13 protein-coding genes are annotated in these 15066 nt (G+C 58.9%); 12 read left to right on the forward strand and 1 reads right to left on the reverse strand.

Annotated features, from left to right (window positions below):
- The first annotated feature begins 91 nt into the window (after positions 1-91).
- The 10 genes from BBF93_RS04885 to BBF93_RS04930 all read left to right on the forward strand — a co-directional run bounded on the left by BBF93_RS04885 (position 92) and on the right by BBF93_RS04930 (position 11443).
- A complete protein-coding gene (locus tag BBF93_RS04885) occupies positions 92-1204 on the forward strand; it encodes an acyl-CoA dehydrogenase family protein (protein ID WP_162786414.1) in 1113 nt (370 codons plus the stop codon).
- Positions 1205-1207: 3 nt separating this feature from the next.
- Positions 1208-2413 carry an acyl-CoA dehydrogenase family protein gene (locus tag BBF93_RS04890; protein WP_114105172.1) on the forward strand — a complete coding sequence of 402 codons (1206 nt, stop codon included), beginning with the start codon at positions 1208-1210 and terminating at the stop codon, positions 2411-2413.
- Positions 2414-2503: 90 nt separating this feature from the next.
- A complete protein-coding gene (locus BBF93_RS04895; RefSeq protein ID WP_114105173.1) occupies positions 2504-4027 on the forward strand; it encodes a class I adenylate-forming enzyme family protein in 1524 nt (507 codons plus the stop codon).
- A 27-nt stretch (positions 4028-4054) separates the two neighbouring features.
- A complete protein-coding gene (locus BBF93_RS04900; RefSeq protein WP_114105174.1) occupies positions 4055-5338 on the forward strand; it encodes a MaoC family dehydratase N-terminal domain-containing protein in 1284 nt (427 codons plus the stop codon).
- Positions 5335-6126: an enoyl-CoA hydratase-related protein gene (locus BBF93_RS04905; protein WP_114105175.1), complete on the forward strand. Its 792-nt coding sequence runs from the start codon at positions 5335-5337 to the stop codon at positions 6124-6126. The genes BBF93_RS04900 and BBF93_RS04905 overlap by 4 nt, the downstream gene beginning before the upstream one ends.
- Positions 6127-6129: 3 nt before the next feature.
- Entirely contained in the window at positions 6130-7326 is a 1197-nt protein-coding gene (locus BBF93_RS04910) for an acyl-CoA dehydrogenase family protein (protein ID WP_114105176.1), read from the forward strand.
- Positions 7323-8393 carry an acyl-CoA dehydrogenase family protein gene (locus BBF93_RS04915; RefSeq protein ID WP_114105177.1) on the forward strand — a complete coding sequence of 357 codons (1071 nt, stop codon included), beginning with the start codon at positions 7323-7325 and terminating at the stop codon, positions 8391-8393. Before BBF93_RS04910 ends, BBF93_RS04915 begins: the two co-directional genes overlap by 4 nt.
- 174 nt (positions 8394-8567) lie before the next feature.
- Positions 8568-9670, forward strand: a protein-coding gene (locus tag BBF93_RS04920) for an IS3 family transposase (RefSeq protein WP_114105178.1) whose coding sequence is annotated in 2 segments (ribosomal slippage) — positions 8568-8829 and positions 8829-9670 — 1104 coding nt in all. Because the reading frame shifts where the segments join, the coding sequence is not laid out codon by codon here.
- A gap of 26 nt (positions 9671-9696) precedes the next feature.
- Positions 9697-10665, forward strand: a complete 969-nt coding sequence (locus tag BBF93_RS04925) for a cytochrome P450 (RefSeq protein WP_114105179.1) — start codon at positions 9697-9699, stop codon at positions 10663-10665.
- Positions 10589-11443: a DUF3237 domain-containing protein gene (locus BBF93_RS04930; protein ID WP_114105180.1), complete on the forward strand. Its 855-nt coding sequence runs from the start codon at positions 10589-10591 to the stop codon at positions 11441-11443. The genes BBF93_RS04925 and BBF93_RS04930 overlap by 77 nt, the downstream gene beginning before the upstream one ends.
- A 145-nt stretch (positions 11444-11588) precedes the next feature.
- On the opposite strand, the gene BBF93_RS04935 is transcribed toward BBF93_RS04930, so the two are convergent.
- Positions 11589-12500 (reverse strand): nitronate monooxygenase family protein, encoded by a 912-nt coding sequence (locus BBF93_RS04935; protein WP_233349277.1) that lies wholly within the window; start codon positions 12498-12500, stop codon positions 11589-11591.
- A gap of 91 nt (positions 12501-12591) precedes the next feature.
- Between BBF93_RS04935 and BBF93_RS04940 the strand changes: the two genes are divergently transcribed.
- Both BBF93_RS04940 and BBF93_RS04945 read left to right on the forward strand, forming a co-directional pair.
- Positions 12592-13602, forward strand: coding sequence for a nitronate monooxygenase family protein (locus BBF93_RS04940; RefSeq protein ID WP_255417590.1), 1011 nt, complete (start codon positions 12592-12594; stop codon positions 13600-13602).
- Between the two features lie 206 nt (positions 13603-13808).
- Positions 13809-15023, forward strand: coding sequence for an amidohydrolase family protein (locus BBF93_RS04945; RefSeq protein ID WP_114105183.1), 1215 nt, complete (start codon positions 13809-13811; stop codon positions 15021-15023).
- The last annotated feature ends 43 nt before the right edge of the window (positions 15024-15066 follow it).

Below are 15066 nucleotides of genomic sequence, written 5' to 3' on the forward strand. Positions count from 1 at the left end.
TGGGTCTGTCTCCCTTGTTTGTCATGATGCTAATTGACCTAGTTATATAAGTCGATATTGTACCCCAAAGAAAATGCAAGGTGAGGACAGCGTGAACTTCGATCTATCAGAAGAACAGAAACTGCTGGCGGACCAAACCCGGAGCCTGCTGGCCGAGCACGCACCCTATGACCGGTTGCGCTCACTTGTCGATGCGCAGGCCGAGTGGGACGAGGTGACATGGGGAGCGCTCTGCGAAATGGGCCTGCCGGGCGCGCGCATTCCCGAAGCCTATGGCGGTCTGGGCCTGACGGATCTCGACCTCGGCGTCATAAGTGAGGCCCTCGGGCGGGCCAATGCGGCCGTGCCTTTTTTCTCTTCAATTGTCTGCGCGGCTGACGCCCTCGTCATGGCGGGCACGGAAGCCCAGAAGATGAACTGGCTGCCCGGCCTTGCCAGCGGGGATCAGATCGCAACCTTCGCCAGCGCGGAAGGAAAGGCGGGATGGCGTCCTGCTCAGCCGGGCGTGCGCTTCGAGCATGGCAGAATTACGGGGACCAAGTTTCCCGTGGCCGATGCCGGTATTGCAGGCCTGGCCGTTGTGCAATGCGTTGCCGAAGGACAGGAAGCGCTCGCGCTGGTGGATATGGGCCAGCCTGAAATTGAGCGGACACGCCTGCAGAGTTTCGACCAGCTCCGGCCCCATTACAAAATCGAATTCCGGGCGGCCCGTGCCGAACTCATGCCACAGGGCGGGGAAACCCGGATCAGCGCGCTTCTCGACCGTGCAGCAGTGCAGGCCTCTTTTGAAGCCGTCGGCGCGGCTGAAGCCTGCGTGATGATGGGGCGGGACTATACAATGGGGCGTCAGATGTTCGGGCGGCCGCTCGCGAGCTATCAGGCGATCAAGCACAAGCTTGCCGACATCCTGATGGCGACGGAGCTCGCGCGATCAAACGCGTATTTTGCCGGCTGGGCCGCAACGGAGGCGCCCGGACAGCTTGCCGTGGCTGCGGCAGCAGCCCGCCTCACATCTCTCGACGCACTTGCCGCTGCGGCGCGCGAGAACCTGCAGGTCCATGGCGGGATCGGTTACACTTTCGAGGCCAACTGCCATTTCTACTATCGGCGGGAACGCACCCTGGCCCTCACCCTGGGACCAAAAGACTATTGGGCCGGGCGTCTCGTGGACACCGTCCGGACACAGAATAATGAGGCAGCATAAGACATGGATTTCAACGACACACCGGAAGAGGCCGCTTTCCGCTCCGAGGTCAGGGCATGGCTTCAGAAGACAGCGCCAGCTCACGCCCTTGCCGCGGGCCAGCAGATTTCCGATGGCGAACAGGTTGCACGGGGCAAAGCCTGGCAGCGCGCCAAGTATGACGGGGGCTATGCCGGGATCACCTTACCCAAGGCACTCGGTGGCCGGGGAGGCACGATCATTGAAGCGGTCGTCTTCGATGAGGAGGAGGCGCGCTACAATCTCCCGAAGGGTCCCTATATCGGGATCGGGCTAGGCATGGCCCTGCCGGTTATCGGCAAGCACGGAACCGAGGCCCAGATTTCCCGCTTTGTCGAGCCCACGCTCAAAGGGGACCTGACCTGGTGTCAGCTCTTTTCCGAGCCGGCAGCCGGATCTGATCTTGCTGCGGTCCGCACGCGGGCTGTCAGGGACGGTGATGACTGGATCATCAATGGCCAGAAGGTCTGGTCGAGCTGGGCGCACCATTCGGACTGGGGGATTCTTGTCGTGCGCACGGACCCGTCCGTCGCCAAGCACAAGGGGTTGACCTTCTTTGTCATCGACATGAAGACCCCCGGCGTCGTGGTCCGCCCGATCCGGCAGATTTCCGGTGCTTCGGATTTCAACGAGACCTTCCTGACCGATGTCCGGATTCCCGATTCCTGGCGGATCGGTGCCATCGGGGACGGCTGGGCATGCTGCATGACCGTTTTGATGGGCGAGCGGCTCAATCAGGGCGAAGAAGGCAAGATTGCCAGCCTCATGGCATATGCCGCCGAGACGCCCGCCGCGTCGGGCACGGCGCTGGACCAGTCCGTAAACAGACTTTCCCTTGCAACCGCCTATGCAGAGGAACAGGCGCAGACCTACCTTCAGGCTCGTTTACGCACGATGGTGTCGCGCGGAGAGAATCCCGGCGCGCTGGCGGCGATGATGAAACTCTCCTATGCCAGCCGGTTACAGAAATCTTCCGCGATCGCGATGGAAATCCGGGGGGCTGGCGCGCTCGCTGTTGAGCCAGCTGAGTCGCAGACGCGGGAACTCTGGGATGACTACATATGGTCCGCGGCCCTGCGAATCGCAGGCGGCGCCGACGAAGTCCTGCGCAACCAGATTGCTGAGCGTGTTCTCGGTATGCCCGGCGAAATGCGGGCCGACAAGGGTGTTCCTTTCAGTGAGTTAAAGTGAGCGCGGCTGTCCTTGCCTCTTTTCACAAGGCACACTTAGTTATATAAGAAGACCTGTTCGCCGCTGAGCTGTTACTGCCGGAGCCCTGGAATGTCGTTTCTGTCGGATCTTCTGAATGGGGTTGTCGAAATAGATCCGGCCGCCGAGGTCATCGATTTCAATGAAAGCTGGTCGAGCTGGGGCGACCTGAAGCTGACGATCGACGCGATCAAGGCTGCCCTTGCGGAACTGGGTCTTGGTGAAGGCGCCCGGATCGGGGTCATGATCCGCAATCATCCCGATGTTCTGGCCGCCATACTCACGGCCGTAGCGACGGATGGCACGATGGTGTCGATCAATCACGTCCTGCCGGAAGAGAAATTGCGGGCCGATCTCGAAAAGCTCGATCTTCCCGTGGTCATTGGCATAGATGAGGATTTTGACAGGCCTGGCCTGTTGGATACATTGAAAGCAGCCGGAACCGCCATCATAGAGACCCATCCGGTTCTCAAAGGCGCGCGGCTCCGCCCCGGTTTTGAAAAGATCACGGGGCGGAACATCCGCCGGGAACAGCCCGGCGTGATTATTGAAATGCTGACCAGTGGCACCACAGGCACACCCAAGCGCATTCCGCTGCAGCGCGACGCATTCCTTCAGAGCTTCAGATCGGCGATGTCCTATGAAACGGGCCGGAATCCGGATGATCCGCCAAAACTGCGGTCGGGCGTGCAGCTGCTGAACAGCCCTATGGCGCATATCGGAGGTCTGTGGCACGCCCTGTCGACGATCCTGGCGGGCCGCAAGGTCTGTATCATAGAAAAATTCTCCGTTGATTCATGGCGCGATGCGATCGTGCGCCACCGGCCGAAAGTGGCCGGCGCCGTGCCGACGGGGCTGCGCATGATTCTGGACGCGGACCTGCCCAGGGATGTTTTTTCGAGTCTCGTGGCCCTGCGCACAGGCGCCCAGCCGCTCGATCCGGCCATCACGCAGGCTTTCCTCGATAGATATGATTTGCCGGTCCTGCAGAATTACGGTGCTACGGAATTTTCCGGCGCGGTCGCCGGCTGGTCGCTGCCGGATTTCCGGCAATACTACGCCAGTAAACCTGGCAGTGTCGGCCGCTTCCAGCCGGGTGTGACCGGGCGGGTTGTCGATCCTGTCACGGGAGAGACGCTCCCTGCGGGAGAAGAGGGTGTACTGGAAATGAAGGCGCGCCAGTTTGGCAACGGGGATGCCTGGCTGCGCACGACAGACCGTGCCGTGATCGATGCAGACGGTTTCCTGTTCATCCGGGGGCGAGCCGACAATGCCATCCTGAGGGGCGGCTTCAAGGTCCATCCCGACGATGTAAATGCCGTCCTGGAAAGTCATCCGGCTGTTCGGGAAGCCGTCGTAGTGGGCATTCCTGACCGTCGGCTCGGCGCGGTGCCTGTGGCCGCCATTATCCTCAGGGCAGGGGCGGACAAACCCAGCGAGGACGATCTCAAGGCATTCGCGCGGCAGCGGCTCATTGCCTACCAGGTGCCCGTTCGGTTTGCATTTGTGGAGGACGTTCCGCGCACGCCCTCTCTGAAGCCCATTCTCGCCGAAGTACGCGCCATGTTCGAAAATCAGGTTGAAGCGTCCACCTGAATGTGGACCCAGAGGGAGAGATACAAGATGGCCGAGTCCAAGAACGATATTCTCGAAAGCGACGAATGGAAAAAAGCGGTCGATTACACGATCACCGACGAGGATATCGAGCGGCAGATGAAGCTGCTCGGTCACATGTCCCCGTCTAAACATCGTGAATACAATCAGACCGCCACGATCGACAATATCCGCAACTGGTCTCATGGTTGCGGTGACGACAATCCGCTTTTCTGCGATCCTGACTATGCGGCCGGTACGCGGTGGGGCGGCGTGATCGCACCAGGGATGATGATCGGTTCGGTCAATTCTCCCATGAAAGGTGATCCGCCTTCTGAGGAAATCAAGGCACTCCGGAAGTCGCTCTTTCGCGGCATTCATGTTTTTGTTTCAGGGTCTACCTGGGATTTCTATCGCCCGATGCGACCAGGCGATACGATCTACTCATATAATGGGGACGAGACATGCGAAGTTAAACCTTCGGAATTCTCCGGGCGGTCCGTGATCTGTACGCGAAAGGACGTGAAGGTCAATCAGCGCGGTGAGGTCGTGGCCGTCTATCGCATCCTGCGTATCCTGACCGAACGCAAGACGGCGGCCAAAAAAGGGAAATACGCTGCAATTGAACCCGCCACGTATACGGATGAAGATATGGCAGCGATCGATGCTGTCTATGCCGCGGAAGTCGTTCGCGGTGCGCAAACGCGCTACTTCGAAGATGTCGTTGTCGGAGACACGCTTGGAAAGATGGCCAAAGGCCCGCTCACCGTCACCGATGTCATCTGCTTCCATTCAGGCGGCTACGGATTTGTGCCTTACGCGCCGACCGTCGGACGTCTCGCTCACAAGAACCGCCAAAGGATCGCGCCCTTCTACGTCAAGAATGAACAGGGTATTCCCGATGTTGCGCAGCGTCTTCACTGGGATCCGAAATGGGCGCAGGCGATCGGTAATCCGATGGCCTATGATTATGGGGTGATGCGCGAGAACTACCTTTTCCACTATCTGCAGGACTGGGCCGGCGATGACGGGATTATCACGCATGTTCATGACGAGATCCGCAAGTTCAACTATATGGGCGACACCCAGTTTATCACAGGTGAGGTGGTCGGTAAGCGCGAAGAGAACGGGCAATGCCTCGTCGATGTTATGGCGCAGTTTGTCAATCAGCGGGACGAAGTAACGGTGAAGGCGACTGCGTCGATCGCATTGCCGCGCAGGGGCCGAATGGCGATGTATCCGGAAGTTCCGGCCGGCCTTGCCGAGGAAGCTGCCCGCATGATGGCGCGCCATTGGGAATTGTCCAAGACATGAGCGAGGAAGCCACTGTCCTCCTCGAGGATACCGACGGCGTCCGGATCATAACGCTGAACCGGCCTGACCGGCTGAACGCACTCAATGATTCGATCATGGCGCCGCTGGCGGATGCGGTTGCAGACGCAGCGCGGGACGCCGCGATCGGCTGCGTAGTGGTCACCGGCGCTGGCCGGGGATTCTGCTCGGGCGGAGACATCAAGGGAAGCCGGGTGCCGGCCGAGGCAACGCCTGAGACAGGCGGGCCGACAGAGCAGGGGCATCTGAGGCTCCGCGCCCATATGGAAACGGCCCGCCTGCTCCACGAAATGGGAAAGCCGACCATCGCCATGGTAAATGGCCCGGTCGCAGGCGCCGGGATTGGGATCGCCGGAGCGTGTGACCTCAGATTTGCCGGTGCCTCAGCAACCTTTCTGTCGGCGTTCGACCGGATCGGCGGGAGTGGAGATTTCGGATCGACCTGGTTCTGGCCGAAGATTCTCGGCAGCGGGAAAGCCCGGGAACTTTTCTTCCTCGGCGAAAAGTATGATGCCCGATCGGCGCTGGACTTTGGTCTGTATACGCGCGTCTTTGCAGATGAGGTACTTCGCGAAGAGACCCTGAAGGTGGCACGGCGGCTTGCTGCCGGACCCCGCATGGGCTGGCGGTACATGAAAGCCAATCTCAACAATGCCGAAGACGGAGTATTCGAGCAACACCTTGATCAGGAAAGCCTCTATATGGGCCTGTCGACCCAGGCTGCCGGCCGCATTCATGCGGCGCTCCAGAAAAAGAATGACGGGAAATAGAGCATGGATCTGAGCTATGGACCGGAGGCGGAAGCCTTTCGCAAGGACGTCCGCGCGTTTCTGAAGACCGCGTGGACACCGAAGGATGTCGACAGGGCGGATATGAAGGCGTTCATCGCCTCATTCCGGCTTCAGGCGACGGAAGCCGGATATCTCTACCGCTCCATCCCCAGGATCTATGGCGGTTCGGAGCAGCCGCCCGACGTGATCCGGGCGCAGGTTATCCGGGAGGAGTTTGCAAGGGCGCGTGCGCCGATGGAAGTGACTGGCAATGGCATGAACATGCTGGTGCCAACTCTTCTTGAGCGCGGGACTGAAAAGCAAAAGGAACGCTTCATCCGCCCGACCATGGCAGGAGACTATGTGTGGGGACAGGGTTACTCGGAACCTGGCACGGGCTCGGACCTCGCATCGGTCCGCACCCGCGGGGAACTCGCCGGCGGCAAATGGATCATCAACGGGCAGAAGATCTGGACCAGCCAGGGCGGTCAGGCGACGCACATGTTTGCCCTTGTCAGAACCGAACCTGATGCTGGCAAGCATGACGGGATTTCCTACCTGCTGATCGACCTGAACCAGCCCGGCATCACCCGCAGGCCCATCCGGCAGATGACCGGTGAGAGCGGGTTCTATGAATTCTTCTTCGACAATGCCGAAACGCCAGCCGACTGGATCGTCGGAAACCGGGGGGAAGGATGGAACGTTTCGCGCACGACCCTGAAGCACGAACGGGCAAGCATCGGATCGGCAGCCGTCCTCGGTAACCAGTTCGAAAAACTTGTCGAAGTCGCCAGGGAAGTCGAGCGCAACGGGCGCCCGGCAATCGAAGACCCCCTCATTCGCGACATGCTGGCCCGCATCGAAGGCTGGGTCATGGCGCATCGCTATTCCAGCTACCGGATTATGTCGCATGCCGTTGCGGACGAGTCTCCCGGCTCCGTCAGCCTGATGATGAAACTTGTCCTCACCGAAATCGGTCATGACATCGCGCGCGCGGCGCAGGAGATCATTGGTGAGGACGCCTTGCTGGAGCCGGAGTCTCCCGGCTCGAAAGGCCGCGGGCCTGAAAAATGGCTCGATCAGATCATGGGCTCACTCGGCAACTCCATTGCGGGCGGTACCACCAATATCCAGCGCAACATCATTGCCGAGCGCGGCCTGGGGCTGCCGCGTGATTTTCCGGCGGAGCACAGCAAATGAGATTTCATCCGGACAGCGATCAGACAGCTATTCAGGATACCGTCTTCGGCGCGGTGCAGGATGCGCTGCCTCGCGATAAACTGATGGCTTTTCTGGATGCGGACGCGGATCTCGAACCGGGTAGCTGGCGCGCGCTGATGGAACTCGGCCTTGCCGGCATGATGCTGAGTGAAGAGGCGGGCGGGAGCGGGCTCGGACTATTTGAAGCGGCGCTTTGCGCCGAGGCCCTCGGCCGCAGCGCTGCGCCAGGCCCGGTTATGGGACAGATGCTGGCCGCCTACGCACTTTCGCAGACAGGCAACTCGGCAGCGCGAGAAGCTTTCCTTCAGAATGTGGCCGGCGGTTCGGTGGTTGCCGGGCTCGCCTTCAGCGGCAACGGTCTTCCCGAGAGTTGGGGCGTTGTATCCGAAGCCGGACGTGCCACGGGACAAGTCAGGTTCGTTGTCTCTGCCAGCAGCGCCGGCGTCTTCCTCGTGGGCCTCAAGGGCGGTGGACTGGCGCTTGCCGAGGCTGGCGAGGGTGTGTCCGTAGAACCGGTCCGGTCAACCGACAGGACAAGGAAATGCGCCAGTGTGACCCTTCAGGATGCGCCGGTGCAGATCCTGTTTGAGGGCGGCGACCCGGCTGTTCAGCGCGTCATTGATGCAGCGCTGGTGCTGATTGCCGCCGATGCGCTGGGCGGCGCGCAACACTGTGTCGATCTCAGTGTCGCTTACGCCCAGGAGCGCCAGCAGTTCGGCCAGCCGATCGCCAAGTTCCAGGCGTTGAAGCACCAGCTGGCAAACATGGCAATGAATGTTGAGCCGGCGCGCGCGCTGCTTTGGTATGCGGCGTATGCTTGGGACAAAGAGTTGCCGGATTCTTCAAGAGCAGCAGCCATTGCTAAGGCCCATATCTGCGACCGGTTTTCTGAAGTGGCCCGCGACGCCATCGCCGCCCATGGCGGTATTGGCTACACGTGGGAGTACGGTCTGAACATCTGGTTCCGCCGGTCGGTATTCAATCAGGCTTATCTGGGGAGTTCTGCCGTGCACCGGATACGCGCAGCGAATATGGGAGGTTGGTAGGCATCAACACTCACACAAGCGGCGGGGTAAATCTGGCTGATCCGGATGCATTCTTAAAAGAAGTTCCGCATGACTACTTTCGCTTTCTGAGACAGTGCTCTGCCCCCAACAAACTGGATCGTTTCGGCTTAGAGTTTCCGGTATCCTGGAACCTGGCTGGGAGGAGACAGAAGGATGCGAGCATCGAAGTTCACGGACGCGCAGAAGGCGTTCATTATCAAGCAGGGCGAGTCGGGGATTCCGGTGGCGGAGATCTGCCGCAAGGCCGGGATCAGCCAGGCGACGTATTTTAACTGGAAGAAGCGCTACGGCGGCCTGATGCCATCAGAGATGAAGCGCCTGAAGGAGCTCGAAGACGAGAACACCCGACTGAAGCGGATCGTCGCTGATCTCTCCCTCGACAAGGAGATGTTACAGGACGTGCTCAAACGAAAGACGTAAGGCCTGGTCGTAAGCGAGAGCTTGTCAAAGAGGCGGTTCGGGAATGGGGCATGTCGATCCGGAGAGCCTGCAGCAACCTGCTGCTCGACACGTCCACCTTCCATTACCACTCTCGGCGACCCGATCAGGCCGCGTTGAAAGAGCGCATCAAGGAGATCTGCGAGACACGCGTGCGGTATGGCTACCGCCGTGTCCACGTCATACTTCGGCGGGAGGGATGGTTCGTGAACCAGAAGAAGGTCAGGCGGCTTTACAACGAGTTGGGCCTGCAATTACGCAACAAACATCCGAAGCGGAAGGTGCGGGCCAAGCTCATCCGCGATCGCAAGGAAGCGGTTTCGCCACTCGAAGTGTGGGCGATGGATTTCGTCCACGATCAGCTGGCGACAGGCCGCAAGTTCCGGATACTGACGGTCGTAGATACCTGGTCGAGATATGTTCCAGCGATCGATGCGCGCTACAACTATCGGGGTGAGGATGTCGTCCAGACGATGGACCGGATCTGCGGCCAGATAGGTTACCCCAAGATGATCCGGGTCGATCAGGGCTCCGAGTTCATCTCACGGGATCTCGATCTCTGGGCCTATGCGAACGGCGTCACCCTGGACTTCTCACGTCCCGGCAAGCCGACTGACAACGCGTTCATCGAGGCATTCAATGGTAGACTTCGAGCGGAGTGCCTGTCGGCAAATTGGTTCATGAGCCTGCCAGATGCCCGCGAAAAGCTGGAGTGTTGGCGTAGAGACTACAATACGGTAAGAACGCACAGCGCCATCGGGAACAAACCCCCGGCGTCGCTGATCAATCATGCCGGCGTCACCAGTCCGCCAGTGTGAGAAAGGCTGGAAAACTCCAGCCCGGAATGGTCCAGATTTGGGTCTCAGAGCACGTTACGACAGACTCTCCATTCAAATGCGGGACCAATTGGGTCTCAGGTCAACAGGAAGCTCCTCTGACATTCTCGCCTCGCCAGTTTGATGGCGGATTCTGGAACGTTGTTCGCTACGAGGACATTTCAGAGATCGAGAAGAACGTCGAAGTCTTCTCTTCACGAACCAACGTCTCGCCTCTCGAAGTCGTAGAAGCGCAGCTTGCAAATACGATTGATCGGTCAATCATCCTGTGCGATCCGCCGCAACATACTTGGATTCGCAAGTCGATTCTGCATGGCTTCACGCCGCCTGCGATCAAGAAGCTCGAAGAGGCCATGCAGGTTTATGCTCGCCGCGCAATTGACGCCGTCATTGAGAGCGGAAGTTGTGATTGGCATGACGTAGCGGCCTATACGCCGATCGAAATTGTGGCGGATATTCTCGGAGTGCCGTCTCACGACAGGCAAAAACTCTTCGATTGGGCAAACGCGATGTTTGGTCAGTCCGACCCGGAACTCAGTGACCATCAAAAGTCTGTGTTGAGCGGCTTTCAGATGATTTCCTACGTGCGTCGCACGGCTCAGCGTCGCAGACGTTCACCGCTCAACGATGTGTTTTCCATGATTGCGAATGCTGAAGAAGGTGGCAGGAAACTCAGCGATACCGAAATTGGCGCGACATTCATTGTGCTTGCAACGGCCGGAAACGAAACCACCCGAACCCAGTTTCTTCATGGAACAGCAGATCTGATTGAGCGCCCGCACCTGGCGGATGAGATCAGGCAAAACCTTTCGCTTCTTCCCAATGCGATCGATGAGATGCTTAGGTTCACAACGCCTGCACTTGGATTCGCCCGGAAAGCGTTGAGAGATTTTGACATGCATGGCCAGACGATCAAGTCCGGCGACCGGGTCATGCTTTGGTATTGCTCTGGCAACCGAGACGAGAGGGTTTTTTGAAAGCCCCGATAACTTCGACATTCATAGAAAGAATGCGAAGCAGCACTTGTCATTCGGCGCCCTTGGCGGAATTCATCGCTGCCTCGGCGGAATGTTGGCGCGCGCCGAGTTGAAAGCGATGTTCGAAGAAACGCTAACCCGTTTGCCGGATATCACTTTCGATGGGCCGGTTGCGCGACTTAGGTCCAACTTCACAAACGGCATCAAGAAGATGCCCGTTCGGTTCACCCCTGGAAAGCGTCTCGGCGAGGGGGCGGCTGAACTTTATGCGAGCGGAACCAACGAACCGCTTATCGCCGCCAGGGCAGCGCGTACAGCTGCGGCAGCCGCGCCCACAGTCGCTGACAGCCGGCCTGGCGGGATCCAGCTCGTGCCGCATGCCAATGTGACTCTGAAACTTGGTGTTCCCGCTGTGATGCCGAATACTCCTCGCGGGATGCGAATGATTGTCGATATTGAAGAGGCGCGTTGGGAAGGAGACCGGCTCAAGGCAAATCAGCTCGCTCAGCCATCGGGGGATTGGGCCGTCGTATCGCCGGATGGAACACTGAACGTTGACGTCCGCGCAACGCTCGAAACGGATGACGGGGCGACCATTTTCGTCCGATACGAAGGGCGGTCAGACTATACGCAGGCCGGCCGGGCTCCAATCATCGTGGCGCCATTGTTCGAAACAAACGATCCCAAATACGCCTGGCTCAACAAGGTGCAGGCGATCGCCAAGGGACGTTCAACGGGAATGAGTGAACTTGTATATGAGGTTTACGAAGTACGTTGAATGAGCTTTCCCGCTCCCAACGTGCTATTACAGTCCCAGTCTTGTCTTCAGCAAACACCAATGGCCGTCGCGCGAAGCGAGTGCTGGCAAGCGCCCCGGCGTCACGATCGCAATGCGTGCCATCGTATTGGGGGGGCGCCAATTTCTATGGACAAGGAACTGCAGTCTTTCTTGGCTGGGATGCCTCCCGGTATTCATCTTCGAGCTGAACGATCAGGGATGCGACAGTTGGCACATGCTTGATGAGAGCCGCGCTATGGCCGGCTGACCAGACATCAGCCCACGGCTTTATGGAGCGTGACATGGTTGTACGACCATCTGCAGTCAGTTGTGGCAAGTCGTCCGGATCCAGACCGCAGGCAATGATGGAAGGACGCAGGAAGTTTGCGCCGATGCCAACGATGTTCTCGGTCCAGACAATGTCGCTCATGCGGGCGCGGGCGAGCATCTGCTTGTGGCCCGCCGCTACGCCAGACTCTTCGGTCGCAATGAAGCGCGTGCCCATGCAGACCATATCGGCGCCAAGTATTTCTGCCGCCGCGATACCCGTGCCGTCGGCAACGCCGCCTGCCAGCTGGATGATACCGCCGAAGAAGCTGCGGACCTTAGGGACGAAAGCGAAGGGTGAGAGGAGCCCGCCAAGCCCGCCCGCCCCGGCGCAGACGAGCATGAGGCCGTCGACGCCCGCCGCCGCCGCTTTCTCGGCCTGCTCGACGGTCGTTGCGTCATGGATGACAATACCGCCCCAGTCGTGGACGCGTTTGACGAGCTCCGCAGGATTACCTGCATTTGAGGTGATGATGCTTATCCCGGCGGCCCTGCAGTCGGCGATTTCCTGATCCAGCACGTGTTGCGGCTTATGCCGCGAGACATTGATATTGACGGCAAACGGAGCCGGGCATCCGCCCTGATCTGCAAACGCTTTCTGATCGGCCTGAATGCGGGAAAGCCAGCTGGCAAGCCCGCCATCGCGCGCGGCATTGTGGGTTGGAAAACAGGCCGTTATGCCTGCCCTGGAACACGCGCTGACGAGGGCTACAGTTGAGGCGATCGACATCGGCGCGGCCATCAGTGGCAAGCGAGGACCAAATGCCCTGATCCGGTTTGACAAGACGTGAACTCCGTAGAAATATATATATAACCTAGTAATACAAGAAAGCAGTCAGGGAAAGCGCCGGATGACAATCAGAACCCGCATTACAGAGATGCTCGAAATCGAGCATCCGATCGTTCAGGGCGGCATGCAGAGTGTCGGGGTGGCAGAGCTCGCCGCGGCCGTTTCGAACGCCGGTGGACTGGGTATTCTTACCGCTCTGACCCAGCCGTCGCCGGAAGCGTTACGGCTCGAGATTGACCGTTGCCGGTCGATGACGGCCAAGCCATTCGGGGTCAACCTGACTGTGTTCCCGACCGTGAATTCGCCAGACTATAAGGCGTATGCCCAGGCGATCATCGATTGCGGGGTCAGGGTCGTCGAGACCGCTGGCACGTCGGCCGTCCAGGAAATCTGGGAAATGCTGAAGCCACACGGTATCCGGATTCTGCACAAGTGTACGTCCGTTCGCCATGCTGTCTCGGCGGAAAAGCGCGGGGTTGATGCCATCTCGATCGACGGATTTGAATGCGCCGGTCATCCGGGTGAGGATGATATTCCCGGTCTCGTCCTTATCCCGTGCGCTGCAGATCAGGTCTCCATACCCATGATCGCCTCCGGAGGATTTGGGGATGGTCGAGGCCTGGTTGCAGCGCTAGCGCTCGGGGCCGATGGGATCAATATGGGAACGCGTTTTTGCGCGACCCAGGAAGCAAGGATCCATCCCAACGTAAAACAGGCCTATGTCGACAATGATGAACGCGGAACCAATCTGATCTTTCGCAGCCTGAAGAATACCGCGCGTGTCGGAAAGAGCCCTGTTTCTGATGAAGTCGTGAAAAGGCTGGCGGCTCCTGGCGCGCGATTTTCCGATGTTGCCGAGCTCGTTAACGGGAAGGCAGGGCGGGAGTTGCTTGAAACAGGTGATCTCTCAAAAGGGATCTATTGGGCGAGCATGGTTCAGGGGCTTATTCACGACATTCCGACCTGTAAAGTCCTGATCGACCGCATCATTTCGGAGGCAGAAGCCATTCTGGACCAGCGGCTGGCGCGCATGCGCCGGTAGTCTGTTCCTGCCTGATCAGGCACAGGGTAGGAAGTCTGTTAAAGGTATCTAATATTGGGTTTTTGGACTGCAATCGATCGTAACAGGATCGCCTCAGAAACCCTAAAAGGTATCTCTATAGGTGTTTTCCCGAATGGTCCGGGTGGGCGCTTTAGCGGACCTTGCAGAGGGCTGCCGAATAAGCCGGAGCCAGCAGGGAGACCGCAATGAGACCATTCATATTCAGCTGTGATGCACATATCGCCGAACCGCCAGATCTCTTCTCGAAGAACATGCCTGATCATCTCCGGCAGTTCGTTATTCATGGTGAAAAGGACGGTGACTACAGGATAACCCGTATCGGGGATCAGGTAATCCTGAAGGTGAAAGCAAATTTTCACGCGCACAAGACCGGACAGAGCGACGCATCCTTTACTGCCCAGGCTGAAGCTCGGGAGGATCGCGCCTGCACGGATGCTAGGGACAACTTCGTCAGCGATTGTGCTGTCGACTTGCGGCGCCTGGGGGCGCGTGACCTCGAACTCCGCTTCAAGGATATGGACCGGGACGGCGTCGATGCAGAACTCGTTTTTCCTTCGCTCGGCCTTATGTTGCCGCGGATTGCTGACCGGGAAGGTCAGCGGACCGCCTGCCAGATATACAATGACTGGGCCTGGGAATATTGCAGGGCTTCACAGGGACGGCTTGTCCCGGCAGCCATGATCCCCTGTATCGATTTTGATGACGCGCTTGCAGAATGCAGACGTACCGCTGAGCTGGGCTATGCGGCCTTCTGCCTCTGGGAGGGTATGGACAATTACAATGACGTCCGCTGGGATCCGATTTTCGCCTTCGCTGGCGAAAATAATATCCCGCTTGTGTTTCATACCGGCGTCGGGAATGTGAACATCCGTGCCCTGAAAGGGCCTGGCTCCGGCATGTTCAACTATACCCGTCAGATGAATGATGCGGTGGATATCATCACCTTACTGGTGGGCGGGGGCGTACTTGACCGCAATCCCAAGGCGCATATTCTGTTTGCGGAACACTCAGCAGGCTGGTTGTGGGGGCTTGCCGAGCGGATGGATGAGATTTACCAAGGTCATGCTCCGGTAATTTATCCAAAGCTGTCGCGCCTTCCGAGCCAGATCATACGCGATCAGGTACACTGTGCCCTGCAGAATGATGTGGGTTCAGTGGCGACACGGCGCGGCGTGGGAGTCGCAGCGCTTCTTTTTGCGACGGACTATCCTCACTCTGAGGGAACGTTTCCTTTCTCCCGGAATGTGGTTGACCGGATGATGAAGGAAAACTCTGACGCCGACATGTCCGACTTTATTGCAATTCTGGGCGGCAATGCGGCCAGACTGTTCAAGCGTGCCAATCTTGAAGGTAAGGTTGCCAAGCGCGCGCAGGCGCTTGCCGGACTTCCTCCCGGATGAGGCAGCCGCGACCGCGTCACGCGCGATATCAGGTGACGCGGTC

The sequence above is a fragment of the Hyphomonas sp. CACIAM 19H1 genome (assembly GCF_003325995.1).
GTDB lineage: Bacteria > Pseudomonadota > Alphaproteobacteria > Caulobacterales > Hyphomonadaceae > Hyphomonas > Hyphomonas polymorpha.

What these genes read in the sequence shown, in the direction of transcription:
- BBF93_RS04890 (WP_114105172.1), top strand. Translation starts at nt 1,208, where the DNA reads ATGGATTTCAACGACACACCGGAAGAGGCCGCTTTCCGCTCCGAGGTC.
- BBF93_RS04895 (WP_114105173.1), top strand. Translation starts at nt 2,504, where the DNA reads ATGTCGTTTCTGTCGGATCTTCTGAATGGGGTTGTCGAAATAGATCCG.
- BBF93_RS04900 (WP_114105174.1), top strand. Translation starts at nt 4,055, where the DNA reads ATGGCCGAGTCCAAGAACGATATTCTCGAAAGCGACGAATGGAAAAAA.
- BBF93_RS04905 (WP_114105175.1), top strand. Translation starts at nt 5,335, where the DNA reads ATGAGCGAGGAAGCCACTGTCCTCCTCGAGGATACCGACGGCGTCCGG.
- BBF93_RS04910 (WP_114105176.1), top strand. Translation starts at nt 6,130, where the DNA reads ATGGATCTGAGCTATGGACCGGAGGCGGAAGCCTTTCGCAAGGACGTC.
- BBF93_RS04915 (WP_114105177.1), top strand. Translation starts at nt 7,323, where the DNA reads ATGAGATTTCATCCGGACAGCGATCAGACAGCTATTCAGGATACCGTC.
- BBF93_RS04925 (WP_114105179.1), top strand. Translation starts at nt 9,697, where the DNA reads ATGGTCCAGATTTGGGTCTCAGAGCACGTTACGACAGACTCTCCATTC.
- BBF93_RS04930 (WP_114105180.1), top strand. Translation starts at nt 10,589, where the DNA reads ATGGCCAGACGATCAAGTCCGGCGACCGGGTCATGCTTTGGTATTGCT.
- BBF93_RS04935 (WP_233349277.1), bottom strand. Translation starts at nt 12,500, where the DNA reads ATGTCGATCGCCTCAACTGTAGCCCTCGTCAGCGCGTGTTCCAGGGCA.
- BBF93_RS04945 (WP_114105183.1), top strand. Translation starts at nt 13,809, where the DNA reads ATGAGACCATTCATATTCAGCTGTGATGCACATATCGCCGAACCGCCA.